General features: G+C 70.3%; 23 protein-coding genes. 22 read left to right on the top strand and 1 reads right to left on the bottom strand.

All coding sequences use genetic code 11. The features are described 5' to 3' along the window. Positions 1 to 11: 11 nt before the first annotated feature. From nbrcactino_RS09645 to aroB, 4 genes are read left to right on the top strand one after another with little or no spacing between them, the layout of a single operon-like run. Positions 12 to 389 carry a prepilin peptidase gene (locus tag nbrcactino_RS09645; RefSeq protein WP_161927151.1) on the top strand — a complete coding sequence of 126 codons (378 nt, stop codon included), beginning with the start codon at positions 12 to 14 and terminating at the stop codon, positions 387 to 389. 49 nt (positions 390 to 438) lie between these two features. Continuing rightward, a complete protein-coding gene (aroC, locus tag nbrcactino_RS09650) occupies positions 439 to 1,647 on the top strand; it encodes a chorismate synthase (protein WP_161927152.1) in 1,209 nt (402 codons plus the stop codon). Between the two features lie 59 nt (positions 1,648 to 1,706). Then, the gene (locus nbrcactino_RS09655; RefSeq protein WP_161927693.1) at positions 1,707 to 2,207 is read left to right on the top strand and encodes a shikimate kinase; all 501 of its coding nucleotides are present in this window, start codon (positions 1,707 to 1,709) and stop codon (positions 2,205 to 2,207) included. Beyond that, positions 2,204 to 3,283, top strand: a complete 1,080-nt coding sequence (aroB, locus tag nbrcactino_RS09660; protein ID WP_161927153.1) for a 3-dehydroquinate synthase — start codon at positions 2,204 to 2,206, stop codon at positions 3,281 to 3,283. Before nbrcactino_RS09655 ends, aroB begins: the two co-directional genes overlap by 4 nt. 10 nt (positions 3,284 to 3,293) lie before the next feature. On the opposite strand, the gene nbrcactino_RS09665 is transcribed toward aroB, so the two are convergent. Continuing rightward, on the bottom strand, positions 3,294 to 3,767 hold the full coding sequence (locus tag nbrcactino_RS09665) for a B-4DMT family transporter (protein ID WP_228460757.1): 474 nt from the start codon (positions 3,765 to 3,767) through the stop codon (positions 3,294 to 3,296). A 103-nt stretch (positions 3,768 to 3,870) separates the two neighbouring features. On the opposite strand from nbrcactino_RS09665, the gene nbrcactino_RS09670 reads away from it, so the two are divergent. From nbrcactino_RS09670 to nbrcactino_RS09755, 18 genes are all read left to right on the top strand, one after another. Beyond that, on the top strand, positions 3,871 to 4,983 hold the full coding sequence (locus nbrcactino_RS09670) for an aminopeptidase P family protein (protein WP_161927154.1): 1,113 nt from the start codon (positions 3,871 to 3,873) through the stop codon (positions 4,981 to 4,983). A gap of 55 nt (positions 4,984 to 5,038) precedes the next feature. Continuing rightward, positions 5,039 to 5,602 carry an elongation factor P gene (gene efp / locus nbrcactino_RS09675; protein WP_161927155.1) on the top strand — a complete coding sequence of 188 codons (564 nt, stop codon included), beginning with the start codon at positions 5,039 to 5,041 and terminating at the stop codon, positions 5,600 to 5,602. Between the two features lie 19 nt (positions 5,603 to 5,621). Then, on the top strand, positions 5,622 to 6,095 hold the full coding sequence (nusB, locus tag nbrcactino_RS09680) for a transcription antitermination factor NusB (protein ID WP_161927156.1): 474 nt from the start codon (positions 5,622 to 5,624) through the stop codon (positions 6,093 to 6,095). Positions 6,096 to 6,152: 57 nt separating this feature from the next. Then, the gene (locus tag nbrcactino_RS09685; RefSeq protein WP_161927157.1) at positions 6,153 to 7,310 is read left to right on the top strand and encodes a YncE family protein; all 1,158 of its coding nucleotides are present in this window, start codon (positions 6,153 to 6,155) and stop codon (positions 7,308 to 7,310) included. A gap of 77 nt (positions 7,311 to 7,387) precedes the next feature. Next, positions 7,388 to 7,966: a bifunctional pyr operon transcriptional regulator/uracil phosphoribosyltransferase PyrR gene (pyrR, locus tag nbrcactino_RS09690; RefSeq protein ID WP_161927158.1), complete on the top strand. Its 579-nt coding sequence runs from the start codon at positions 7,388 to 7,390 to the stop codon at positions 7,964 to 7,966. 1 nt (position 7,967) lies between these two features. Continuing rightward, complete coding sequence (locus tag nbrcactino_RS09695) at positions 7,968 to 8,954, top strand: aspartate carbamoyltransferase catalytic subunit (RefSeq protein WP_161927159.1); 987 nt, start codon at positions 7,968 to 7,970, stop codon at positions 8,952 to 8,954. After that, positions 8,951 to 10,264: a dihydroorotase gene (locus nbrcactino_RS09700; protein ID WP_228460758.1), complete on the top strand. Its 1,314-nt coding sequence runs from the start codon at positions 8,951 to 8,953 to the stop codon at positions 10,262 to 10,264. Before nbrcactino_RS09695 ends, nbrcactino_RS09700 begins: the two co-directional genes overlap by 4 nt. Beyond that, a complete protein-coding gene (locus nbrcactino_RS09705; protein ID WP_228460759.1) occupies positions 10,261 to 10,806 on the top strand; it encodes a PH-like domain-containing protein in 546 nt (181 codons plus the stop codon). The genes nbrcactino_RS09700 and nbrcactino_RS09705 overlap by 4 nt, the downstream gene beginning before the upstream one ends. 8 nt (positions 10,807 to 10,814) lie before the next feature. Then, positions 10,815 to 12,041, top strand: a complete 1,227-nt coding sequence (gene carA, locus nbrcactino_RS09710) for a glutamine-hydrolyzing carbamoyl-phosphate synthase small subunit (RefSeq protein WP_161927697.1) — start codon at positions 10,815 to 10,817, stop codon at positions 12,039 to 12,041. Beyond that, the gene (gene carB, locus nbrcactino_RS09715) at positions 12,041 to 15,412 is read left to right on the top strand and encodes a carbamoyl-phosphate synthase large subunit (RefSeq protein ID WP_161927160.1); all 3,372 of its coding nucleotides are present in this window, start codon (positions 12,041 to 12,043) and stop codon (positions 15,410 to 15,412) included. Before carA ends, carB begins: the two co-directional genes overlap by 1 nt. Beyond that, positions 15,409 to 16,245: an orotidine-5'-phosphate decarboxylase gene (gene pyrF / locus nbrcactino_RS09720; RefSeq protein WP_161927161.1), complete on the top strand. Its 837-nt coding sequence runs from the start codon at positions 15,409 to 15,411 to the stop codon at positions 16,243 to 16,245. The genes carB and pyrF overlap by 4 nt, the downstream gene beginning before the upstream one ends. A gap of 363 nt (positions 16,246 to 16,608) precedes the next feature. Continuing rightward, on the top strand, positions 16,609 to 16,926 hold the full coding sequence (gene mihF, locus nbrcactino_RS09725) for an integration host factor, actinobacterial type (protein WP_161927162.1): 318 nt from the start codon (positions 16,609 to 16,611) through the stop codon (positions 16,924 to 16,926). Beyond that, positions 16,919 to 17,509, top strand: a complete 591-nt coding sequence (gene gmk, locus nbrcactino_RS09730; RefSeq protein WP_161927163.1) for a guanylate kinase — start codon at positions 16,919 to 16,921, stop codon at positions 17,507 to 17,509. Before mihF ends, gmk begins: the two co-directional genes overlap by 8 nt. 20 nt (positions 17,510 to 17,529) lie before the next feature. Continuing rightward, positions 17,530 to 17,826: a DNA-directed RNA polymerase subunit omega gene (rpoZ, locus tag nbrcactino_RS09735; protein WP_161927164.1), complete on the top strand. Its 297-nt coding sequence runs from the start codon at positions 17,530 to 17,532 to the stop codon at positions 17,824 to 17,826. Positions 17,827 to 17,840: 14 nt separating this feature from the next. Continuing rightward, on the top strand, positions 17,841 to 19,085 hold the full coding sequence (gene coaBC, locus nbrcactino_RS09740) for a bifunctional phosphopantothenoylcysteine decarboxylase/phosphopantothenate--cysteine ligase CoaBC (protein WP_161927165.1): 1,245 nt from the start codon (positions 17,841 to 17,843) through the stop codon (positions 19,083 to 19,085). A 102-nt stretch (positions 19,086 to 19,187) separates the two neighbouring features. After that, positions 19,188 to 20,396, top strand: coding sequence for a methionine adenosyltransferase (metK, locus tag nbrcactino_RS09745; RefSeq protein WP_161927166.1), 1,209 nt, complete (start codon positions 19,188 to 19,190; stop codon positions 20,394 to 20,396). A gap of 87 nt (positions 20,397 to 20,483) precedes the next feature. Beyond that, entirely contained in the window at positions 20,484 to 22,445 is a 1,962-nt protein-coding gene (locus nbrcactino_RS09750) for a primosomal protein N' (RefSeq protein WP_161927698.1), read from the top strand. Positions 22,446 to 22,563: 118 nt separating this feature from the next. Then, positions 22,564 to 24,123 (top strand): DUF222 domain-containing protein, encoded by a 1,560-nt coding sequence (locus nbrcactino_RS09755; RefSeq protein WP_161927167.1) that lies wholly within the window; start codon positions 22,564 to 22,566, stop codon positions 24,121 to 24,123. Position 24,124 lies beyond the last annotated feature (1 nt).

Consider the following 24,124-nt stretch of genomic DNA (forward strand, 5'->3'; position numbering starts at 1 on the left):
CGCTGGTCCGCATGGGGATGGTGGTGGCGCTGTGGCTGCTCGCGTTGGGCGAGGGGGATCGTCGGACCGGCAGGCTGCCGACCGCGGTGTTGTGGCCGGGGATCGCCGGCGGCGCCGCAGTCGGTGGGACTCACCCGGTCGTGCTGGTCTCGGGTCTGGTCGCGGTGCTTCCCTATGCGATTGCCCACCTCATGGGGCAGGTCGGCGGCGGTGATGTGAAGCTCGCCTTCGTGATCGGCGCCCTCGCCGCCGATCCGGTCCTCGCCGCCGTCGCCGTCGTGCTGGTCCAAGTGGTCGCGCTGGTCGGATTCGCGGGTTCGCGGCGCCGGAGGCAGCCGCACGGACCGGCGATGTGTGCCGTCGGCGCGGTCTGCGCGGTGGCGGGCTGAGGCCGCCGGGCCGGAGTGGGTCGGCCGAGTGCTGCCCGATGTGGTGCGCATGGAAGAATTGGGAACCGTGTTGCGCTGGATCACCTCAGGAGAATCGCACGGGCGCGCCTTGGTGGCGCTCGTGGAGGGAATGGTCGCCGGAGTGGAGGTGACCACCGCCGATATCGCCGAGCAATTGGCCCGGCGCCGCCTCGGCTATGGGCGCGGGGCCCGGATGAAATTCGAGGCCGACGAGGTGACGGTGTTGGCCGGGCTGCGCCACGGCCTGACCCTGGGCAGCCCGATCGCCATCGAGATCGGCAATACCGAGTGGCCCAAGTGGGACCAGGTCATGGCGTCGGACCCGGTCGACGACGAGCAACTGGCCGAAAGCGCGCGCAACGCGCCGCTCACCCGGCCCCGGCCCGGCCACGCCGATTACGCCGGCATGCTCAAGTACGGGTTCGACGACGCGCGCCCGATCCTGGAGCGGGCCAGTGCGCGCGAGACCGCGGCGCGGGTCGCCGCGGGTACCGTCGCGCGGCAGTTCCTGCGGCAGGTCGCCGGGATCGAGGTCGTGTCGCACGTCATCTCGATCGGTGCCAGCGACCCCTACGACGGACCGGCCCCCGACGCCGACGACCTCGCCGCGATCGACGAGAGCCCGGTCCGGGCCTTCGGCGAGGCGGCCGAGGCGTCGATGATCGCCGAGATCGAGGCGGCCAAGAAGGACGGCGACACGTTGGGTGGCGTCGTCGAGGTCGTCGCCACCGGCGTCCCGATCGGCCTCGGCTCCCACATCAGCGGGGAGACGCGGCTCGACGCCCGCCTGGCCGGCGCACTCATGGGCATCCAGGCCATCAAGGGCGTCGAGGTGGGCGACGGATTCGCCACCGCCCGCCGTCGCGGGAGCCGGGCACACGACGAGATGGTGCCCGGACCAGACGGCGTCACGCGCTCGACCAACCGGGCCGGCGGCCTCGAGGGCGGCATGACCAACGGTCAGTCGTTGCGCGTGCGCGCGGCGATGAAGCCGATCTCGACGGTCCCGCGGGCGCTGGCCACCGTCGACATGGCGACGGGGGAGACCGCCAGCGCCATCCACCAACGATCCGACGTGTGCGCGGTACCGGCAGCGGGAGTGGTCGCCGAGGCGATGGTGGCCCTCGTGGTCGCGCAGGCGCTGTTGGAGAAGTTCGGCGGCGACTCGATCACCGAGACCGCGGCGAACCTGCAGGCGTACCAGTCGCGGATCGCGGCACGCCCGCCGCGACCGTGAGCGGGAGCGCCGGGACGGACACCGCCGGTCGTCGACCGGTCGTGGTGCTCGCCGGGTTCATGGGCGCCGGCAAGTCGTCGGTGGGCCGGACGGTGGCCAACCGCCTGGGCGTCGGCTTCCTCGACACCGATGTCGAACTCGAACGCGACACCGGCCGGCGCATCCCCGACATCTTCGCCACCGACGGCGAGCAGGCCTTTCGCGCCCTGGAGGCGGCGACCGTGACCCGCGTGCTCGATGAATTCGACGGCGTCGTCGCCCTCGGCGGCGGGTCGGTGACGGTCCCGGCCATCCGTGCCGCACTCGCCGGTCACCACCTGGTGTACCTGCGGGTGTCCCCGGCGGCCGGTTTCGCGCGGGTCGCGGGTTCGGACCGCCCCCTGCTCGCCGGCGACGACCCGCGGGGCACCTACGCCGCGCTGCTGCACGAGCGCGCGGCCCTGTACGACACGCTGGCCGCGGCCACCGTCGACGCCGACCAGTCGGTCGCCGACGTGGTCGAGGCGGTCCTGGCCACCCTCGAGACCGGGCCGAGTGCCCGAAAGGACGATCCCTCATGACCGAACCCATTCGGATCGGCGTCAACGCCGCGTCGCCCTACCAGGTCACCATCGGCCGCGGCCTGCTCGACGACGTCGCGGCGGCCGCGCAGGGGGCGGACTCGGTGGCCATCCTGTACCAACCGCCGCTCCAGGCCACGGCCGAGCAGATCCGGGAGTTCCTGGCGGCCAAGGGGTTCGACGCGCACCGGGTGGAAATCCCCGATGCGGAGGCCGGCAAGGACCTGCAGGTCGCGGCCTTCTGCTGGGATGTGTGCGGCCGGATCGGCCTCAAGCGCAACGACAAGATCATCAGCCTGGGCGGCGGCGCGGCCACCGACCTGGCCGGTTTCGTCGCGGCCACCTGGATGCGTGGCATCGGGGTCATCCACATTCCCACCACCCTGTTGGCGATGGTCGACGCCGCGGTCGGCGGCAAGACCGGGATCAACACCGACGCCGGGAAGAACCTGGTGGGCTCGTTCCACGAGCCCGACGCGGTCCTCATCGACACCGCGACCCTGGAGACCGTCCCGCGCAACGAGGTGATCGCGGGAATGGCCGAGGTGATCAAGACCGGCTTCATCGCGGACCCGACGATCCTCGACCTGATCGAGGCGGATCCGGTGGCGGCCCTCGACACCGCCGGCGACGTGCTCCCGGAGCTGATCCGGCGGTCGGTCCAGGTGAAGGCCGACGTCGTGTCGGCCGACCTGAAAGAGTCCTCGCTGCGCGAAATCCTGAACTATGGGCACACCCTCGGACACGCCATCGAGCGTCGGGAGCGCTACCGCTGGCGCCACGGCGCGGCGGTGTCGGTCGGGTTGGTCTTCGCCGCCGAACTGGCGCGGCTGGCCGGGCGTCTCGATGATGCGACGGCCGACCGGCATCGGTCCATCCTGGAGCTGATCGGCCTGCCGACCACCTACGACGCCGATGCGCTCGGCGACCTCATGAAGGGGATGGCCGGGGACAAGAAGAACCGGTCGGGTGTCCTGCGGTTCGTGGTCCTCGACGGATTGGCCAAGCCCGGCCGATTGGAAGGACCCGATCCGACGCTGATCGCCGCCGCCTACTCGGCGGTGGCGGCCGACTGATCAGACCGGCTCAGGCGGCCTGCGCCTCGTCGATCACGGCGACGGCGTCGGCGGCCTTGCGCTCGTCGCGGCGGACCAGCCACCGGCCGATGGCCACACCAGCGAAGGCCGGCACGTACACCAGGAGCGTCAGGAACGAGATCCCGGCGGTCAGGACCACGAAGAGACCCGCCGGGCGCATGCCCGGGACCAGCGTCATCCCGGCGATCCAGCCGATGACCACGGCGATGACGGCGGCGAGGAAGCCCGCCTTGAGCCACACCATGGTGAGGTCGGCGTAGTCGTCGGGATCGGGGTTGGCCCGGGCGTCGCGAATGCCGTCGTATCCACCCCAGACGACCGCGGCAAGCACGATCAGGGCGAGGGCCACGATCTTCCAGACGGTGCCGATTGTGGGCGTCGCGGTCATCAACACGCCGACCAACACCCATGCCACCGTCGTCAGCGCACCCATCACCAGGCCGCGCAGCATCCACGCACTCATGCGCAACAGCCTAGCGGTCGCCGGCAGTGAAGCCAATCACAGGGTGCCGATCGGCCGCGTCGCGCCGCGGCCCGGCCCCGAAATCCGCGACTACCGTGGCGGTATGAGCCGCGAAGCATCGTCGACCAGCCCCCACCGCGCCCGCCGCGACCGCCTGCGCGACGCCCTGTCCGACGTCGATGCGGTCCTGGTCACCGACCTGGTCAACGTCCGTTACCTCTCCGGGTTCACCGGGTCGAACGGCGCGGTGCTGGTCTGGGCCGAACCGGGGGAGCAGCGCCGCGATGCGATCAGCACCGACGGGCGCTACACGGTCCAGGTCGGCGAGCAGGCCGGCGACCTGCCGCTGGTCCCGGGGCGCGCGGTCGCGTCGGTGCTCCTGCAGGAGGCGGCCGGTGCCGGAGCGCGGCGGGTCGCCATCGAGGCCGACTCGGTGACGGTGGCCGCCGACGCAGCCCTGCGCGAGGCGGTGCCCGACGTCGACCTCGTCGCCTCGACGGGGTTGGTCGAGCGGTTGCGCGAGGTCAAAGACCCGGGCGAGGTGGACGCCATCGCGGCCGCCTGCGCCGTCGGCGACGCGGCGCTGGCCCAGCTCATCGCCGCCGGCGCCATCGCCCCGGGCCGGACCGAACGGGAGGTGGCCCGGGATTTGGAGTGGGCCATGTATGCCCACGGTGCGGCTGCGATTGCGTTCGAGACGATCGTCGCCGCCGGGGCGAACTCGGCGGTGCCCCACCACCGGCCGACCGACGCGCTCCTGGCCGAGGGTGATTTCGTGAAGATCGACTTCGGTGCCGTCGTCGACGGCTACCACTCGGACATGACGCGCACCTTCGTCCTGTCACACGAACAACCGTGGCAGCGCGAGATTTACGAGTTGGTGGCCCGGGCTGCGCAGGCCGGGCGGGAAGCCGCTCGTGCCGGGGTCCGAGCGGCTGACGTCGATGCTGCGGCCCGCGCGGTGATCGCCGATGCCGGACACGGCGAGGACTTCGTCCACGGCCTCGGCCACGGCCTCGGTTTGCAGATCCACGAAGCCCCGTCGGTGGGTGCGACGGCGGCGGGTACACTGCTTGACGGCGCAGTGGTGACGGTGGAACCAGGGGTCTACCTGCCCGGACGCGGAGGTGTCCGCATCGAGGACACGGTTGTCGTGTCTGACGGGCCCTGCCGGATCCTCACTGCTGCCGACCGGACTTTCACCGTCCTGGACTGACCGAACGTCCACGGCGGACCATCGAGCTCGACAAGCATGACAGAAAGGCACGCCCATGGCGACGACTGCGGATTTCAAGAACGGCCTCGTGCTGAGGATGGACGACCAGCTCTGGCAGATCTTGGAGTTCCAGCACGTCAAGCCCGGTAAGGGCCCGGCCTTTGTGCGCACCAAGATCAAGAACGTGCTGTCGGGCAAGATCGTCGACAAGACCTTCAACGCCGGCGTGAAGGTGGAGACCGCCACGGTCGACCGCCGCGACATGACCTTCCTCTACAACGACGGCACCGACTACGTCTTCATGGACACCCAGGACTTCGAGCAGTTCGCGATCTCGCCGGAGACCGTCGGCGACGGTGCCCAGTTCCTGCTGGAGAACATGACCGTGCAGGTCTCGCTCAACGAGGGTGCGCCGCTGTTCATCGAACTGCCGGTCACCGTCGAGATGGTGGTCACCCACACCGACCCGGGTCTGCAGGGCGACCGCTCGACCGGCGGCACCAAGCCCGCCACCATGGAGAGCGGCGCAGAGATCCAGGTTCCGCTGTTCATCAACACCGGCGACAAGCTGAAGGTCGACTCGCGCGACGGCAGCTACCTCGGCCGCGTCAACTCCTGACGAGGGCGGCCCTTCCGACGTGAAGCATTCCGGTACCCGGCACAAAGCCCGCAATCGTGCCGTCGACCTCCTGTTCGAGGCCGAGGCGAAGGGCGTGTCGCCCCTCGAGTTGATCGACGAGCGGCGCAAGATTTTCGTCGACGACGACAGTGTCGGCACGATCCACGACTACACCGCCACCGCCGTGGCCGGGGTCGCCTCCGACCAGGCCCAGGTCGACGCGGTCATCGCGTCGCATCTGGACAAGTGGCAGCTCGACCGGCTGCCCGCCGTCGATCGTGCGATCCTGCGGCTGGCCACCTGGGAGTTGTTCAACGTCGCCGACGTGGACCCGGTCGTGATCGTCGACGAGGCGGTCCAGCTCGCCAAGGAGTTGTCCACCGACAACTCGCCGGCTTTCGTCAACGGCGTGCTGGCCAAGATCGCCGAGCTCGCGCCGCAGGTGCGCGCCGCCGCCGCGGCAGTGCTGCCGGAGCCGACCGACGAGGCGTGAGCGGGATCACGCCAGCTCGAATTAGGGTTGGCTAATTTCGCTGCTAGCCTCAGGTTCGTGACTTCACGGGGAATCGGACAATTCCGTCGCGGTACGGCGACACTGGCCATCGGCATCCTTCCGGCGTTGACGCTGGTCTCGCCGTCGACGCACGCGGCGCCCACCGCCGCGGTGCCCTACCGGGTGGCCACGGTGTCGGCTGGCGTCGCCGAGGGTGCCGAGCTGGCGGTGGACCCCGGTCGCCGGGCGGTCTTCATCGCCGACGGCGATGACTACAACCAGAAGGAAGACACCACCGGAGCGGTCCTCCCTTACCCGCACCCGCTCAAGCCGAAGGTGGCCGTCGTCGGCACCGATACGCGCCGCGTCGCGCACACCATCGACTACAACGGCGTGCCGCACCGGACCACACCGATGGGCCCGCTCACGCTGCCCATGCCGCACGTACCGGTCGGGCTGGCCGTCGACCCGGTCCGCGGCCGGGTGTTGACCTCGAGTGCGCGGGCGGGCACCGCCGTCATCGTGCCGATGGGTGCGCGCCGGGCCGGACCCGCCGACGTCGTGCGCACCAGCATCCCGCTCGAGCATGTGATGGGCATTGCCGCCGACCCGAAGTCCGGGCACGCCTTCATCGCCAACAGCAACGCCAACGCCGTCATCGTCGTGGACACCGCCACCCGGCGCGAGATCGCGGTGGTGCGCGACGTCTTCCGGCCGTCGCTGATGTCGGTCGACTCCGCCCGCGGTCGCCTGTACGTGGGCAACGCCGACACCAAGCGCAAGACCGCGAACTACGTGACGGTCATCGACGTGGCGACCAACCGGATCATCAAGAAGATCCCCACCGCGTTCAACAGTCGGCCCACGGTCGACCCGGCCACCGGCCGGGTGTACGCGGCGAGCTTCGCCACCGGCGAGATCGCGGTCATCGACCCGGATTCGCTGACCATCGTCAAGCGGATCGCGACGAAAACCACCCCGGTCAACGTTGCGATCGACGCCAACCGGCGGTTGGCCTACACCGCCAACCTGTTCCAGCGGACGATCTCGGTCCTCGACCTCGACAGCGATCGCATCATTGCGACGGTCCGCACCCGGGACCGTCCGCACACGGTGGCCGTCGATGCGCGTAGCGGCCGGGTCTTCGCCACCGGATTCCAGAGTCCCGACCTCACGGTGTTGAGCGTCACCCGCCCACAACGCCTCGGGCGGTAACGCCACGGTGTAGCCTCGAAGTCGACAGACATCCTTTAACGATCCGTCCCGTGAGGCGGAGAAGGAGGTCGGCTGCTTTGACCAGCGCTGCCCGCAGAGTCTTGCTCGACAGTGCCGATGTGAATCGGACGATCGCGCGAATCGCGCACCAGATCATCGAGAAGACCGCCCTCGACGACGACGGCGACAAGCACGTCGTCCTGCTGGGTATTCCCACCCGCGGACCGGTCCTGGCCAGCCGTTTCGCCGCGAAGGTCGCCGAATTCTCCGGCATCGAGATCCCGACCGGCTTCCTCGACACCACGCTCTACCGCGATGATCTGCGCGGCCAGCCGCACCGCCCGTTGGAGCGCACCACCGTCCCCGCCGGCGGCATCGACAACGCCCACGTGATCCTCGTCGACGACGTCCTCTACTCGGGCCGTACCGTCCGCGCCGCCCTCGACGCGCTGCGCGATCTCGGCCGGCCGGCCACCGTCCAGCTGGCCGTCCTGGTCGACCGCGGCCACCGCGAGCTGCCGATCCGCGCCGACTACGTCGGGAAGAACCTGCCCACCGCCCGCGACGAAGACGTCGCCGTCCATTTCACCGAGACCGACGGCGTCGACGAGGTGGTCCTCGGCCCACGCGACACGACGGCCGGGGGGAGTGCCTGAGATGCGCCACCTGTTGTCCACCGCCGACCTGAGCCGCGACGACGCGCTCGGGATCCTCGACGACGCCGAGGGGTTCGCCCAGGCGCTGCTCGGCCGGGAGATCCGCAAGCTGCCCACGCTGCGCGGGCGCACCGTGATGACGGTGTTCTACGAGAACTCCACCCGCACCCGCGTCTCGTTCGAGGTCGCCGGCAAGTGGATGAGCGCCGACGTCATCAATGTGAGCGCCAGCAGTTCGTCGGTCGGCAAGGGAGAGTCGCTGCGCGACACCGCGAAGACCCTGCATGCGGCCGGGGCCGACGCCCTGATCGTGCGCCACCCCAGCTCCGGTGCCGCCCAGCAGATCGCGCAGTGGACCGCCGAGACCGACGACGCGGGCCTGGTGACGGGCCCGGCGGTGATCAACGCCGGCGACGGCACCCACGAACACCCCACCCAGGCGTTGCTCGACGCCCTCACTCTGCGCCAGCGCCTCGGTGACATCGAAGGCCGCCGGGTGGTGATCGTCGGCGACATCGTGCACTCGCGGGTGGCCCGCTCCAACGCGCACCTGCTGTCGACCCTGGGTGCGGAGGTGGTGCTGGTCGCACCGCCCACGCTGCTGCCCGTCGGCGTCGACACCTGGCCGGTCACGGTCGCCCACGACCTCGACGCGCAACTGCCGTCGGCCGACGCGGTGATGATGCTGCGCGTGCAGGCCGAGCGGATGAACGGCGGATTCTTCCCGAGCACCCGGGAGTACTCGGTGCGCTACGGGCTGAACGACGACCGCCTGCGGCTCCTCGGCGACGACGGGGTGGTCCTGCACCCGGGCCCGATGTTGCGCGGCATGGAGATTGGCTACTCGGTGGCCGACGCACCGCAGGCAACCGTGCTCGAGCAGGTGCGCAACGGCGTGCACGTCCGGATGGCGGTGCTGCTGCGGCTGCTCGTCGGGACCGATTCGGATCAACAACGAGGAGACGACAAGGTGGAGGCGGCCCAGTGAGCGACCCAGTGATCGGCAGCGGGGCGGTACTGGTGCGCCGGGTGCGGCCCTACGGCGAGGACGAGGTCGACGTGCTGGTTCTCGGCGAGACGATCGCCGAGATCGGCGCCGGTCTCACCGCACCCGAGGGCGCCGAGATCATCGACGGCCGCGGCGCGGTCCTGCTGCCCGGATTCGTCGACCTGCACACCCATCTGCGCGAGCCCGGCCGCGAGGACACCGAGACCATCGCCACCGGATCGGCCGCGGCCGCCCGCGGCGGCTACACGGCGGTGTTCGCCATGGCCAACACCGACCCGGTCGCCGACAACGCGACGATCACCGACAACGTCTACCGCACCGGCCGCGAGGTCGGGCTGGTGGACGTGCACCCCGTCGGCGCGGTCACGGTGGGCCTGAAGGGCCGCCAGCTGGCCGAGATGGGGATGATGGCCGCCGGCGCGGCCAAGGTCAAGATGTTCAGCGACGACGGCATCTGCGTCGACGACCCGCTGGTGATGCGCCGCGCACTGGAGTACGCGACGGGGCTCGGCGTGCTGATCGCCCAGCATGCGGAGGAGCCGCGGCTGACGGTCGGCGCGGTGGCACACGAGGGGCCCACCGCCGCCCGCCTCGGCCTGGCCGGTTGGCCGCGTGCCGCCGAAGAGTCGATCGTGGCCCGCGACGCCTTGCTGGCGCGCGACGCCGGCGCCCGCATCCACATCTGTCACGCCTCGACCGCCGGCACCGTGGAACTGGTGAAATGGGCTCGGGCCCAAGGTATTTCGATCACCGCCGAGGTCACTCCGCACCACCTGTTGCTCACCGACGAGCGGCTCAACACCTACGACGGGGTGAACCGGGTCAACCCGCCGCTGCGCGAGGAGAGCGACACCGCGGCACTGCGCGCGGCATTGGCGGAGGGCGTCATCGACTGCGTCGCCACCGACCACGCACCGCACGCGATGCAGGACAAGTGTTGCGAGTTCTCCGTCGCCCGCCCCGGGATGCTCGGCCTGGAAACGGCGCTGCCGATCATCGTCGACACCATGGTGGTCCCCGGCCTGCTCGACTGGCGCGGTGTGGCCCGGGTGATGAGCGAGCGGCCGGCGCAGATCGTCGGCCTGCCCGACCAGGGCCGGCCCATCGCGGTGGGCGAGCCGGCCACGCTGGCCCTCGTCGACCCGGACCGGGCGTGGGAGGTCGTCCCCGACGACCTGGCCAGCCGGTCCCGCAACACCCCGTACCAGGGGATGACGATGCCGGCCACGATCACCGCCACGCTGCTGCGCGGCCGGATCACCCAACTCGACGGGCAGGTGCGCTGGTGAGTACCGGAACCCTCGTCGTCAACATCGTCTTCCTCGCCGGTGTCGCGGCCTTCCTCGTCTTCATCGGCTGGCTGCTCTGGCTGGTGATCACCGGCTCGTCGCGACGCGGTCGCGAACAGGCCGAGGTATTCGGCGAGTTCCCGGCGGCGCCGGCCGAATTCGGCGAACTCGTCGTGGGCCCCACGCCGGGCCTGTACGTCGGGACCACACCGACCCAGGGCTGGATCCAGCGGATCCACATCGACGACCTCGGCGACCGGGCCGCCGCGTCGGCCACCGGCTACACCCACGGCGTGGCGATCGAACGCCACGGGGCCTCGACCGTCTGGATCCCGCACGACGCCCTGATCAGCGTCCACACCACCGCCCGCGCGGCCGGAAAGGTCGTGCATTCGGGCGGCCTGCTGGCGTTCGACTGGCGACTGCCGTCGGGGGTGGAGATCACCAGCGCCCTGCGCGCCGACGACAAGGACGACTACCCCCACTGGCTTGCCGCCTACCCCGGCACCACCGAGACCACCGACCCAGAAGCAGCGGAGTGAGAGCGCATATGACGACGACGGCAACAGCGGCCAAGACGGCGAAACTGGTCTTGGAGAACGGCCAGGTCTTCACCGGCACCGAATTCGGTGCGGTGGGGCAGACTCTGGGCGAGGCGGTGTTCTGCACCGCGATGACCGGATACCAGGAGTCGCTCACCGACCCCAGCTACCACCGCCAGATCCTGGTGGCCACCGCCCCGCAGATCGGCAACACCGGCTGGAACACCGAGGATTCCGAGTCGCTGCTGGGCAAGCGGTCCGAGGTCAGCTGGTCGGCGGAGTTCGTGGACCACGACGACCCGGGCAAGATCTGGGTCGCCGGATACGCGGTGCGCAACCCCACGCGCCGGGTCTCCAACTGGCGCGCCGGATCGACCCTCGAGGACGAGCTGGTCGGTCAGGGGGTCGTCGGCATCGCCGGGATCGACACCCGGGCGGTGGTGCGCGTGCTGCGCGACCACGGCTCGATGCGCGCCGGCATCTTCTCCGGCCCCGCCCTGGGCTCCGACGAGGAGATGCTCGAGCAGGTGCGCAGCCAGCCGACGATGGCCGGCGCCGCGCTGGCCGACGAGGTCAGCACCACCGAGCCCTACGTGGTGCAGGCGGCCGGTGAGCCGCGCTACACGGTGGCCGCGATCGACCTGGGCATCAAGGCCAACACGCCGCGCATGCTCGCCGCGCGCGGCGTGCAGGTGCACGTCCTGCCGTCGACCGCGACCTACGCCGATGTGGCCGCGCTTAACCCGGACGGCTTCTTCCTCTCCAACGGTCCGGGTGACCCGCAGACCGCCGACCGCGCCGTCGAGCTGACCCGGGAGGTGCTGGCCGCCGGTCTGCCGATGTTCGGCATCTGCTTCGGCAACCAGATCCTCGGGCGCGCCCTGGGGCGCTCCACCTACAAGCTGAAGTTCGGCCACCGCGGGATCAACATCCCCGTCGTCGACCTCGAGACCGGCCGGGTGGCGATCACCTCGCAGAACCACGGCTTCGCACTCGAGGGCAAAGCCGGCGACGAGTTCGACACCGACTTCGGCCGCGGCCGGGTCAGCCACGTCTGCGCCAACGACGGCGTCGTCGAGGGAGTGGAACTCCTCAGCGGCAAGGCCTTCTCCGTCCAATACCACCCCGAGGCCGCGTCCGGCCCCCACGACGCCGCCAACCTCTTCGACAAGTTCGTCTCGGCCATGGACCGGGCGAAACAGGAGAAGACCGAGCAGGAAGGGACTCGTTCCTGATGCCACGCCGTTCTGATCTCAACCACGTCCTGGTCATCGGGTCGGGCCCGATCGTCATCGGCCAGGCGTGCGAGTTCGACTATTCCGGGACCCAGGCCTGCCGCGTGCTCAAGGCCGAGGGCCTGCGGGTGTCGCTGATCAACTCCAACCCGGCGACCATCATGACCGACCCGGAGTTCGCCGACGCCACGTACGTCGAGCCGATCACCCCGGAGTTCGTCGAGAAGGTCATCGAGGCCGAGCGCGATGCCGGCCACCCGATCGACGCGGTCCTCGCGACGCTCGGCGGGCAGACCGCGCTGAACACCGCCGTCGCCCTGCACGACCGCGGTTCGCTGGAGAAGTACGACATCGAGCTGATCGGCGCCGACTTCGACGCCATTCAGCGCGGCGAGGACCGGCAGATGTTCAAGGACATCGTGGCCTCGGTCGGTGGCGAAAGCGCCCGCTCGCGGGTGTGCCACACGATGGACGAGGTCCGCGCGACCGTCGAGGAACTGGGCTACCCGGTCGTCGTCCGGCCGTCGTTCACCATGGGCGGGCTGGGATCGGGCATGGCCTACGACGAGAAGGACCTCGACCGGATCGCCGGCGGCGGATTGGCCGCATCGCCGACTGCCAACGTGCTCATCGAGGAGTCGATCCTCGGGTGGAAGGAGTACGAGCTCGAACTGATGCGCGACAACCGCGACAACGTCGTGGTGGTCTGCTCCATCGAGAACGTCGACCCGGTGGGCGTGCACACCGGCGACTCGGTCACCGTCGCCCCGGCGATGACGCTCACCGACCGCGAGTACCAACAGATGCGCGACCTGTCGATCGACATCCTGCGCGAAGTCGGCGTGGACACCGGCGGCTGCAACATCCAGTTCGCCCAGGACCCGCGCGACGGGCGCCTCGTCGTCATCGAGATGAATCCCCGCGTGTCGCGGTCCTCGGCGCTGGCGTCGAAGGCCACCGGCTTCCCGATCGCCAAGATCGCGGCGAAGCTGGCCATCGGCTACAGCCTCGACGAGATCGTCAACGACATCACCAAGGAGACGCCGGCCTGTTTCGAGCCGACGCTCGACTACGTCGTGGTCAAGGCCCCCCGTTTCGCCTTCGAGAAGTTCCCCGGCGCCGACGACACCCTGACCACCACGATGAAGTCGGTGGGCGAGGCGATGAGTCTGGGCCGCAGCTTCGGCGAGGCCTTCGGCAAGGTGCTGCGGTCGCTGGAGACCAAGGCCGCCGGGTTCTGGACCGAGCCCGACCGGGCCGACCCCGCCACGATCGACCTGCCGGCGCTGCTGGAGAAGGTGCGGACCCCCAAGGACGGACGCTTCTACGACGTCATGTTGGCACTGGAGGCCGGGGCGAGCATCGAACAGCTCTACGAGGCGACCGCCATCGACCCGTGGTTCCTCGCCGAGATCGCCTGGATCGGCGAGGTCGGCGCGCAGGTCCGCGACGCCGACGCCGTCGACGAGCCGCTTCTGCGGTTGGCCAAGACGACCGGGCTGTCGGACAAGCAGATCGCCGCGCTGCGCAGTGCCGCCGGCGACGCGGAGCTGGGATCGGAGGCGGCGGTCGCCGCGCTGCGCGAGCGGCTCGACGTCCACCCGGTGTACAAGACGGTGGACACCTGTGCCGCAGAGTTCGAGGCGCGCACCCCGTACCACTACTCGACGTATGAGCTGGACCCGGCGGCCACCAGCGAGATCGCGCCGCAGACCGAGCGGCCCAAGGTGCTGATCCTCGGCTCCGGGCCCAACCGCATCGGCCAGGGCATCGAATTCGACTACTCGTGTGTGCATGCGGCCCTGACGCTGTCGCAGGCCGGGTACGAGACGGTGATGGTCAACTGCAACCCGGAGACGGTGTCCACCGACTACGACACCGCCGACCGGCTGTACTTCGAGCCGCTGACCTTCGAAGACGTGCTCGAGGTGTACCGCGCCGAGTCCGAATCGGGGACCGTCGCCGGGGTCATCGTCCAACTCGGCGGACAAACGCCGCTGGGCCTGGCCCACCGGCTCGCCGAGGCCGGCGTGCCCATCGTCGGAACCTCGCCCCACGCCATCGACCTGGCCGAGGACCGCGGCGAATTCGGCAAGGTGCTCACCGAGGCCGGACTGCCCGCCCCCGCCTTCGGCACCGCGACCAGCGTCGACGAGGCGCGCGAGGTCGCCGACCGGATCGGCTACCCGGTCCTGGTGCGGCCGTCGTACGTGCTCGGCGGGCGCGGCATGGAGATCGTCTACGACGAGGAGTCGCTGCGCGACTACATCTCTCGGGCCACGGAACTGACGTCGGACCACCCGGTCCTGGTCGACCGCTTCCTCGAAGACGCGGTGGAGATCGACGTCGACGCCCTGTGCGACGGCACCGAGGTCTACCTCGGCGGAATCATGGAGCACATCGAGGAGGCCGGCATCCACTCCGGCGACTCCGCGTGCGCGTTGCCGCCGGTGACCCTCGGACGCTCCGACCTCGAAGCGGTCCGCGCGGCCACCGAGGCGCTGGCGCACGGCATCGGCGTGCGCGGCCTGATCAACGTCCAGTACGCACTCAAGGACGACATCCTCTATGTGCTCGAGGCGAACCCGCGCGCCAGCCGTACCGTGCCCTTCGTCTCCAAGGCGACCGCGGTGCCGCTGGCCAAGGCCTGCGCCCGCGTCATGATGGGGGAGAGCATCGCCGAGCTGCGCGCCGCGCAGATCCTGCCCGCGTCCGGCGACGGTGGGAACACCCCGGTCGAGGCACCGATCGCGGTCAAGGAGGCCGTGTTGCCGTTCCACCGGTTCCGTCGGGCCGACGGCACCGGCGTCGACTCCCTGCTGAGTCCGGAGATGAAGTCCACCGGCGAGGTGATGGGAATCGACGGTGACTTCGGCCGGGCCTTCGCCAAGTCGCAGACCGCCGCCTACGGTTCGCTGCCCAAGTCCGGGGCGGTGTTCGTCTCCGTCGCCAACAAGGACAAGCGGGCCCTGTTGTTCCCGGTCAAGCGGCTGGCTGATCTCGGCTTCGACATCCTGGCCACCGAGGGGACCGCAGACATGTTGCGGCGCAACGGGATCAGCTGTACCCGGGTGCGTAAGCACTCGGACCCGGAGGTTGCCGCGGGGGAGCGGTCGATCGTCGACCAGATCCGCGACGGCGAGGTCGCGATGGTCATCAACACGCCGTTCGGCAACTCCGGTCCGCGCGTCGACGGCTACGAGATCCGCACCGCCGCGGTGAGCGCCACCATCCCGTGCATCACGACGGTGCAGGGGGCCAGCGCCGCCGTGCAGGGTATCGAGGCGCTGCTCACCGGGGACTTGGGCGTGAACTCGCTGCAGAACCTCCATGCGGCCCTCGTCAACAGCCCCGGAGCGGCGGCGCGATGACGGACGCGGGCGGGTTTGCCGGCCGGTACCGCGAGGCGGTGGCGGCCCGCGGCCGCCTGTGCGCCGGGATCGACCCGCATCCGGAACTGCTGGAGCAGTGGGGCCTGCCGGTATCGGCGGAGGGACTCGCCCGGTTCGGGGATGTCTGCGTAGGCGCGCTGGGGCCCACCGCGGCGGTGATCAAGCCGCAGGTCGCGTTCTTCGAGGCCTTCGGGTCCGCCGGGATGGCGGTGTTGGAACGGGTCATCGCCGGTTGTCGGGATGCGGGGGCGCTGGTCCTCGCCGACGCCAAGCGCGGCGACATCGGGTCGACCATGGCCGCCTATACCCGGGCCTGGCTGGGCGACGAGTCGCCGCTGTGCGCCGACGCGGTCACCGCGTCGCCATACCTGGGCTTCGGCTCGCTGTCGCCCGCGGTGGCGCAGGCCGCCGAGACGTCGCGCGCGGTCATCGTGCTGGCCCGCACATCGAATCCGGAGGGTGCCGGGCTGCAACTCGCCCAGGCCGGTGGTGCGACGGTCGGGCAGACCATCGTCGACGATGCCGCTGAGATCAACGCTGACGGGCGTGCGACGGTCGGTGTGGTCGTCGGGGCGACCCGGGCCCACGGGCTCGACCTCGGCGCACTCGGTGGGGTGATCCTGGCGCCGGGACTCGGCGCCCAGGGGGCGCAGGCCGCCGATCTGCCCGACCTGTTCCGTGGTGCCGATCAGGGTTGGCTGCTGCCCGCCAGTTCGCGCGGCGTCCTGCGTGCCGGCCCCGACGTGGCGGCCCTGCGAGCAGCCTGCGAAGCCACCCGCGACGACATCGAGACGGCGCTCACAGGCGTCTGACCAGCGCGACACGCCCACTGACAGCAGGTTCTGCGGGAAGTAGTTTGGGCCGGGCGCGCCCCTCGCGACGACGCGGCGCACGTGCGCTGTGCGCCGTCGTCGGAAAGGTCCGGGGGAACGGAGAATTCCCCGATTGACCTGCGGAAACACCGGCATTCCGCAGCGTTTCCGCGACCGGTGGCGACGGTCGGGGCTCGGGCAACCTACAGGAGGGCCTTCCTGGGAGTTTGCCCGGGTACCCCTCGTCCCGGTGGAGCAGGTTGGGTAGCGTCTACGCAGTGCGGCGACCCGGTGTAGGGTCGCAGCCGAACGAGTCGCCAGACTCGGACAGACCCTGATCAAGCACTATTTACGGAGGATCTCGTGGCCCTTCCCCAGTTGACCGATGAGCAGCGCGCAGCAGCGTTGGAGAAGGCTGCGGCCGCCCGCCGGGCCCGCGCCGAGCTCAAGGAGCGCCTGAAGCGCGGTGGCACCGACCTGAAGCAGGTCCTCAAGGACGCCGAGAACGACGAGATCCTCGGCAAGATGAAGGTTTCGGCGTTGCTCGAGGCTTTGCCCAAGGTGGGCAAGGTCAAGGCTGCCGAGATCATGGACGAGCTGGAGATCGCCCCCACCCGCCGCGTGCGCGGCCTGGGCGACCGTCAGCGCAAGGCGCTTCTGGAGAAGTTTGACCTTGCCTGATCGCTCTCCTGAGCTTTCGACGCCGAGGGGCCGACTGGTTGTACTGGTCGGCCCCTCGGCTGTCGGGAAGTCGACCGTCGTCAACGCCGTTCGCGAACGGCTGCCCGAACTGTTCTTCAGCGTGTCCGCGACGACCCGCGACCCGCGGCCCGGCGAAACCGACGGCCGCGACTACCACTTCGTGACCCGCGACCGCTTCGACGCGATGATCGCCGACGGCGAGTTGCTCGAGTGGGCCGAGATCCACGGCGGACTGCAGCGGTCGGGGACCCCCGCCGCACCGGTGCTCGCCGCCCTCGACTCCGGGGTTCCGGTGTTGATCGAGGTCGACATCCAGGGCGCGCAGAATCTCGTCGAACGCCTGCCGGAAGCGCAGACGGTCTTCCTGGCCCCTCCGACGTGGGAGGAATTGGTGGCCCGACTCACCGGTCGCGGCACCGAAACCGACGAGGTCGTGGCGCGCCGGTTGGAGACGGCGAGGGCCGAGATGGAGCTCGCCCACACCTTCGACCACACGCTGGTGAACAGCGAAGTCGACTCGACCGCCGACCGGTTGGTATCCTTGCTGGTCGGACGTCCCTAAGAACCTGAGCAGGAGTTTGCGTGAGCACCCAGAACCTTGATGTCACCGAGATCGCCGATGCACCGGCGTACGACACCCCGCTGGGCATCACCAACCCGCCGATTGACGACCTGCTCGACCGCGTGTCGTCGAAGTACGCATTGGTGATCTTCGCCGCCAAGCGGGCGCGCCAGATCAACGACTACTACAACCAGCTCGGCGACGGCATCCTCGAGTTCATCGGCCCGCTGGTCGAGCCGGGCATGCACGAGAAGCCGCTGTCCATCGCCATGCGTGAGATCCACGCCGACCTGCTCGAGCACACCGAAGGCGAATAGCGAACCCGCCGGGCATGGCCGTTTCGGCGCGCAAGCGCGTACTCGTCGGTGTGGGCGGGGGGATCGCCGCCTACAAGGTCTGTTCGGTCATCCGGCACTTCACCGAGCAGGGCCACGACGTCCACGTCATACCGACCGCCTCGGCGCTGAACTTCGTCGGCGCCGCCACCTTTGAGGCGCTGTCCGGACACCCCGTGTCGACCACCGTCTTCGACAACGTCGACGAAGTCGCCCACGTGCGGCTCGGGCAGGCGGCCGACCTGGTCGTCGTCGCCCCGGCCACCGCCGACCTGTTGGCCCGCGCCGCCGCCGGGCGCGCCGACGACCTGCTGACCGCGTCGCTGTTGACCGCGCGCTGTCCGGTCCTGTTCGTGCCGGCCATGCACACGGAGATGTGGGAACACCCCGCCACCGTGGACAACGTCGCGCTCCTGCGGCGACGCGGCGCCATCGTCATGCCCCCCGACAGCGGTCGGTTGACCGGGACCGACAGCGGTGCCGGACGCCTGCCCGACCCGAGTGAGATCGGCCTGCTCGGGGATCTGCTGTTGGACGAGTCCACGGCCCTTCCGTTCGACCTGGACGGGGTCCGCATCCTGATCAGTGCCGGCGGTACCCGCGAGGCGTTGGACCCGGTGCGCTATCTGGGCAACCACAGCTCGGGCAAACAGGGCTTCGCGCTGGCGCGGGCCGCGGCGGCCCGCGGTGCCGAGGTCACCATCGTGGCCGGCTCCACGTCGGGGGCGGGTGATCCGGCCGGTGTACAGATCGTTCCCATCGCCAGTGCCCGGGAACTGTCCGACGAGATGTCCGCGCGCGCCGCGGCCGCCGACGTCGTCATCATGGCCGCAGCGGTCGCCGATTTCCGGCCGCTCGCCGTCGCCGAGGCAAAAATCAAAAAACGCGACGCCGGGCCCGCGCCGATCGAGCTGGAGACCAATCCCGACATCCTCGCCGGGTTGGTCCAGGCCCGCAAGCGCGGCGAGATCCCGGCATCGACGGTCATCGTCGGGTTCGCCGCCGAGACCGGTGACGACAACGGCGGGGTATTGGAACACGGGCGGGCGAAATTCGCCCGCAAGGGCTGCGACCTACTGGTTGTGAACCCGGTCGGTTCGGGCAAGGCATTCGGCACCGAGGACAACACCGGCTGGCTGCTCAGCGCGGCCGGGACCGAGACCGCGCTGCCGTTGACGTCGAAAACGCTTCTCGCCAGCCGGATCCTCGACGCGCTGGCACCCCTGCTCGACCGCGGGTGACCCGGTCCTCCGCACTCCTGCGTCGGACTCGGTGTGTAGGTTGGAACTGAATTTCGGCGCGATCGATCAGCGATCGGCAGACTACGGCAGGAGAGGGACCCGATGACAATCTCGTCGCGACTGTTCACCAGTGAATCCGTCACCGAGGGACACCCCGACAAGATTTGCGACGCGATCAGTGATTCGATCCTCGACGCACTGCTGACGAAAGACCCGCAGGCGAAGGTCGCGGTCGAGACGTTGGTGACCACCGGTCAGGTCCATGTGGCCGGCGAGGTCAACACCACCGCGTACGCGGATATCCCGACGATCGTGCGCGAGCGGATCCTCGACATCGGCTACGACTCGTCGACGAAGGGCTTCGACGGGGCGTCGTGCGGTGTGAACGTGGCGATCGGCGCGCAGTCACCGGAGATCAACCAGGGGCTGACCTCGTCGCATGAGACGCAGACCGGTTCCGACGGGGACGACCTGGACAAGCAGGGCGCCGGCGACCAGGGCCTGATGTTCGGCTACGCCACCGCGGAGACGCCGGAGTACATGCCGGTGCCGATCGCGCTGGCCCACCGGCTGGCCCGCCGCCTGACCGAGGTGCGCAAGAGTGGCGAGTTGGACTACCTGCGCCCGGATGGCAAGACGCAGGTCACCATCGAATACGCCGGGGACAAGCCGGTGCGCCTGGACACCGTGGTCATCTCCACCCAGCACGGCGAGGGCATCGACCGCGACGCGGTGCTGGCGCCCGCGCTGACCGACACCGTGCTGAAGCCGGTTCTCGCCGAGTTCCAGATCGAGGGCCTCGACACCTCCGACCCGCGGCTGCTGGTGAACCCGACCGGCAGCTTCATCCTCGGCGGCCCGATGGGTGACGCCGGTCTGACCGGCCGCAAGATCATCGTCGACACCTACGGCGGCATGGCCCGCCACGGTGGTGGCGCGTTCTCGGGCAAGGACCCGTCGAAGGTCGACCGCAGCGCCGCGTATGCCATGCGCTGGGTCGCCAAGAACGCGGTGGCCGCCGGGTTGGCCAGCCGGATCGAGGTCCAGGTCGCCTATGCGATCGGCAAGGCCGCCCCGGTGGGGCTGTTCGTCGAGACCTTCGGCACCGAGGCCACCGACCCGGCGTTGATCCAGAAGGCGATCACCCAGGTCTTCGACTTGCGGCCGGGCGCGATCATTCGCGATCTGGACCTGCTGCGCCCGATCTACGCGCCGACCGCCGCGTACGGACACTTCGGTCGCACCGATGTCGACCTGCCGTGGGAGAGCACCGGCAAGGCCGCCGAGCTCAAGGCCGCCGCCGGGCTGTGACCCGCGGCGCGCCACGCATGTGAAGTCGCTCGGGTGAGTTCCTCCCGGGAGCCGGCCCCGACCGCCCCGGTCGCGCAGGTGCTCCCGATGCTCGGACTGGCGCATCTGGACCGGCCGTTCGACTATCTGGTCGACGCGGCGCAGGACGCCGACGCGGTTCCCGGGGCCCGGTTGAGGGTCCGCTTCGCCGGGCGGCTGGTCGACGCCTTCCTCCTCGCGCGCCTCGAGTCCAGTGAGCACGACGGCAAGCTGGGGTGGATCGACCGGGTCGTGTCCCCGGAGCCGGTGCTGGCCCCGGAGATCGCCGTCCTGTGCCGGTCGGTCGCCGACCGTTATGCCGGGACGATGTCGGATGTGGTGCGCTTGGCGGTCCCGCCCCGACACGCCCGCACCGAGAAGGAGCCGCGACCGCCGGCGCGTACCGAGCCCTACCTCGACCCCGACCCGGAGTTACCGGCCTGGGGCGACTACCGCGGGGGCCGGGCATTCGCCAACGCCGTGCGCGAGGGCCGGGCGCCGCGGGCGGCGTGGCAGGCGCTTCCGGGTACGGATTGGCCGCAGCGGCTTGCCGAACTGATCGGCCACACCGTGGCGGCCGGGCGCGGGGTCATCGCGGTGGTGCCCGACCAGCGCGACCTCGACCGGTTGGCGCAGGCGTGCGAGCCACTGGGGGAGCGCTGCGTCACCTTGGCCGCCGGGCTCGGCCCGACGGCGCGCTACCGGCGGTGGCTGGCCGCGTTGCGCGGCACCGCCCAGGTGGTCCTGGGTACCCGCAGCGCGGTGTTCGCCCCGGTCCGCGACCTCGGTCTGGTCATCGTCTGGGACGACGGCGATCCAAGCCTGGACGAGCCGCGTGCGCCCTATCCGCATCCGCGGGAGGTCGCGGTGCTGCGCAGTCACCAGCAGCAGTGCGGCCTGTTGATCGGCGGCTATGCCCGCACGGCCGAGGCGCAGGCCCTCGTCGAGGCGGACTGGGCACATGATTTGGTGGCGGATCGGGCGACGGTGCGCCGTGCCGGGGCCAGGGTGCAGGCGCTTGCCGAGGAGAACCGGGCCGTCGGCAACGACCCGCTCGTGCGGTTGGCCCGGGTGCCAGAGTTCGCCTTCCGACTGGCGCGCGCCAGCCTCGACGCCGGACAACCGGTGCTGATCAGCGTGCCCCGACGCGGCTATCTGCCGTCGCTGGCCTGTGCCAAGTGCCGCACCCACGCCCGCTGTCGGCACTGCCACGGGCCGCTGGCCATGGCGCCGGACCACTCGGTGTCGTGCCGTTGGTGCGGGCGCGCGGACCCCGCGCCTCGGTGTGCGGCCTGCGGTTCCACCGAGATCCGGGCGCGCACCATCGGCGCGGCCCGCACCGCGGAGGAACTGGGGCGGGCATTCCGCGGGGTGCCGGTGGTGACCAGCGATGGGGCGCGCCGCGTCGACCTCATCGCCGACGGGGCACGGCTGGTCGTCGCGACCCCCGGGGCCGAGCCGATCGTCGACGGCGCCGGGTATGGCACGGTCATCGCGGTCGACACCTGGGCGCAACTGGACCGGGAGGACCTGCGCGCCGACGAGGACGCCGCCCGGCATTGGTTCGCCATCGCGGCCCTGGCCAGACCAGCCGTCGACGGCGGGAACGTCGTGCTGCTGGCCGACAACGATCTTCCCGTCGTGCAGGCGCTCGTGCGGTGGGACCCGGTTGGCTTCGCCGCCGACCAGCTTTCCGCCCGCGCCGAATTGGGCTTTCCGCCGGCGGTGACCATGGCAGCCGTCGATGGGACGCCGGGTGCGGTGCGGGCCTTCGTCGATGCCCTCGAACTCCCCGACGGCGCGAGCGTCTTGGGGCCGGTCCCGCTACCGCCCGGCGTGCGCGGCCCGGCGGGCGGGGAGCGCACCGACCGAGGCCGTTCCGTCGACGAGTACGAGCGGCTGCTGGTCCGGGTTGACCGGCGCCACGGGCGCGCGCTCGCCGCGGCGTTGACCGCGGCTCAAGCGCGCCGGGTCTCCGGAGGTGAGGCGGGCCCGCTGCGGGTCCAGGTCGATCCGTCGACGATCGGGTGATGACCGCGATCCCGCCGAAAGGCCACCCGATTCGGTAGTGGCGCAGGTCACACCGCGCTGGTAAACTGAACACCAGTTCGAATAGATCGGGCTAGTCGCAGTTCACGGGGGTGATTTCATGGTCGACGTCACACTCGGATCGGAGGAGTCACGGTTGCCAGGGTCCGGGTTGTCAGAGTCCGGGTTGTCGGAGTCGCCGTTGGAGTTGGCCAGGCTGATCGATGCGGCGGTGCAGAAGCTGTCGGCCGCGCCGCTGGGACTGATGACCGACGGCGACGTACTGGCCGCGGTGGAGTCGCTGGAGACGACCCGTCGGCGGATCGACGGTGTGGACGCGGCATTCTTCGTCGAGGTGAATGACCGCCAGGTCTTCCTGCGGACCGGACACGCCAAGCCGCGCGATTTCTACGCGCAGCATCTGCGGCTCGGTGCGACCGAAGCCAAGTTCCGGGAGCAGATCGCCGCGACGATCGGACGGTTGACCGCTATGACGGGGGAGAAGTTGGCACCCAAGCGCGAACGACTCGCCGAGGCCGTGGCCGCCGGCGAGGTCGGTGGACATCATGTCCGCGAGGTGGAAAAGGTCCTCGACAAGATCCCCGGTGCCGTCACCACCGAGGACACCGAGCTGGCGGTGGCGATGCTCAGCACCGCGGCCCGAGAAGTGATGCCCGAGGAGATCGGGAAGCTGGGCCAGCGGATCTTGGCCCACCTCGATCCCGACGGAACGTTGACCGACGATGTCGATCGGCGCCGGCAGCGCGGCATCACCATCGGCCGTCAAGACGCCCGGCTGATGTCGAAGATCTCTGGGTACCTGACCCCGGCGGTGCGCGCGAAGTTGGAAGTGTTGTTGGACAACTGGGCCAAGCCGGGGATGAACAACCCCGACGACGAAGACTCGCTGTCGGGGTCGGCGGCCCAATTGGGGACCCAGGACCGCGTCGTCGCGAGCGACGCGGCTGCCCGGGATCGGCGCACCCCGGCCCAGCGCAATCATGACGCGCTCGACAAAGGGTTGGACTGGTTGCTCGGGCGGGAAGCGTTCGGTTCGCCCGATCGGATTCCGGCGCAATTGGTGATCACCGTCGATGAGGCAGATCTGGCACGGCGGGCCGGAGTCGGGCTCACCGCGACCGGAACCCTCATTCCCGTCGGCGACCTCGTCGCGGTGGCCGCCGACGCGGTGCCCTGGCTGGAGGTGTTCAAGAACTCGACCCGCCAGGTCCTCGACTTCGGCCGTGGAAAGCGGATTGCGACCCTGGCCCAGCGGTTGGCGTTGTTCGGCCGGGACCGTGGATGCACCCGGCCACTCTGCACCGAGCCGTTCTCCCGCACGCAGGCGCACCACGCCGCCGCCGACTGGGCCGACGGCGGGCAGACCGATCTCGGCGATCTTGCCGCGGCCTGCGGGGCCGACAACCGCAATGTCGGTGACCGGCCGGGTCAATGGCAAACGCGGCCACTGACCGCCGGACCGGACGCCGGGCGCACCGGCTGGCGCCTGACCGGCAGTGACGGGCCCTGGCGGACCAACCCCGTCCACGACCCCGTCCACTCGCTGGGGCACCGTGCTGAACCGGCCCAGGCCGCCACCGATTCGGACCCACCCGCGGAACAGGAGGATCCCGCGGCGTTGCCGAACACCGCGGCCTCTCGCCCGGCCGGTGCCGCCTAGT

This window comes from Gordonia crocea, from assembly GCF_009932435.1.
In the GTDB taxonomy this organism is placed as follows: Bacteria; Actinomycetota; Actinomycetes; order Mycobacteriales; family Mycobacteriaceae; genus Gordonia; species Gordonia crocea.